At 60.0% G+C, this 1929-nt stretch carries 1 protein-coding gene; it reads left to right on the top strand.

What is annotated here, in order from left to right; genetic code table 11:
* The first annotated feature begins 434 nt into the window (after positions 1–434).
* Positions 435–1856 carry a group II intron reverse transcriptase/maturase gene (ltrA, locus tag G7009_RS27240; RefSeq protein WP_003253430.1) on the top strand — a complete coding sequence of 474 codons (1422 nt, stop codon included), beginning with the start codon at positions 435–437 and terminating at the stop codon, positions 1854–1856.
* The last annotated feature ends 73 nt before the right edge of the window (positions 1857–1929 follow it).

The following is a 1929-nucleotide window of genomic DNA, read 5'->3' as shown; positions in this document are numbered from 1 at the left end:
TTTTTGTGTGCGCCAGGCATGGCGCGTTGCGCGTAAGCGCAACCCGCTTGGCTGTGGTGGCCAAGCGGGTGACTTGGAGGTGAAAGTCCTCTACACACCCGGCAAGGGGAAGTGTTAGCCGGAGGCAAGGGTGTCGCGGGTGACCGCGAATCTGAAGGAAGCCCGAGGCAAAATGCTGGCCTGACGAACAGGAAGCGGATAGAGGCGGCACAGCGGGGTGAGGTGGCACAAATCGCCAAAGCCCAATACTTGCACGGAACGCTGTGACGTAGATCCGACAGGCATAAGCAGGAAGGTCGCGCGAATTACCCTGGGAGATCTGTACGTTTGCCATTGTGCTACCGCGCGTCGAAAGGCGACGGGATGAGCGTGCAGAAGTCAGCCGAAGCCGTAGTAAGTGGCGGTTAACCGCGCCACCAAGGGCCGAACAGGTTATGCCGCCAGTAGGCGTCGCCGTCTCGTTGGTAACCGTAATGCAGAAATTTCCCACAGCGGAAACTGTCATCCCGAGCTCCGGCCAGAAGCCGAGGGTGACGCCTGACAGTGCAAAGGTATCGACGGCGTCCGTGACGTGGACGAACGCGGAGCCGGACACGCTGATGGAGCGGGTGCTTGCACCGGCCAACCTCAGACGTGCGTATCAACGCGTGGTCAGCAACAAGGGAGCACCGGGTGCCGATGGCATGACGGTTGCTGACTTGGCGGGCTACGTGAGACAGTATTGGCCAACCCTCAAGGCCAGGTTACTGGCCGGTGAATACCAGCCCCAAGCAGTGCGAGCGGTTGAAATTCCCAAGCCGCAGGGCGGCACACGGCAACTGGGAATCCCCAGCGTCGTGGATCGCCTGATCCAGCAAGCACTGCAGCAGCAGCTCACACCTATCTTCGACCCACTGTTCTCGGACTACAGCTATGGTTTTCGTCCGGGCAGAAGTACGCATCAAGCCATCGAGATGGCTCGTGCTCATGTGACAGCGGGACACCGCTGGTGCGTGGAACTCGATCTGGAGAAGTTTTTCGATCGGGTCAATCACGACATCCTCATGGCCTGCATCGAACGTCGGATCAAAGACAAGTGCGTACTCAGGCTTATCCGCCGCTACCTTGAAGCCGGGATCATGTCGGGCGGTGTCGTCAGCCCACGGCAGGAGGGGACGCCGCAAGGCGGCCCGCTTTCGCCGTTGCTGTCGAACATCCTGCTCGACGAACTCGACCGCGAGCTGGAGCGACGGGGCCATCGCTTCGTACGTTATGCCGATGATGCGAACATCTATGTACGCAGTCCCCGGGCCGGCGAACGGGTGTTGGTCAGCGTCGAGCGCTTCCTGAGAGAACGTCTGAAGCTGACGGTGAACAGGAAGAAAAGCCAAGTGGCAAGGGCGTGGAAGTGCGACTACCTAGGCTATGGGATAAGCTGGCACCAGCAGCCAAGGCTGCGCGTGGCAAGGATGAGCCTAGACCGCTTACGCGACCGGCTCAGAATGCTGCTGCGCAGCGTACGGGCTCGCAAAATGGCGACTGTCATCGAGCGGATCAACCCCGTCCTGAGAGGCTGGGCTAGCTACTTCAAGCTCAGCCAGAGCAAGCGGCCGCTTGAGGAACTGGATGGTTGGGTCAGGCACAAACTCCGCTGCGTCATCTGGCGTCAATGGAAGCAGCCTCCCACGAGGCTGAGAAACTTGATGCGCCTGGGGTTGAGCGAGGAGCGTGCCAACAAGTCAGCCTTCAATGGCCGAGGTCCATGGTGGAATTCGGGAGCGCAACATATGAACTACGCGCTGCCAAAGAAACTGTGGGACCGGCTCGGGCTGGTCTCGATACTGGATACGATTAACCGGCTTAGCCGCGTAACCTGAACCGCCGTGTACGGAACCGTACGCACGGTGGTGTGAGAGGACGGCGGGTGTGAATCCGCCTCCTACTCGATTT

Origin of the sequence: Pseudomonas capeferrum, assembly GCF_013523055.1 — a bacterium.
In the GTDB taxonomy this organism is placed as follows: domain Bacteria; phylum Pseudomonadota; class Gammaproteobacteria; order Pseudomonadales; family Pseudomonadaceae; genus Aquipseudomonas; species Aquipseudomonas capeferrum_A.
Note: the sequence above shows the minus strand (reverse complement) of the source record. Positions and strands in the feature narration are given on the sequence as shown.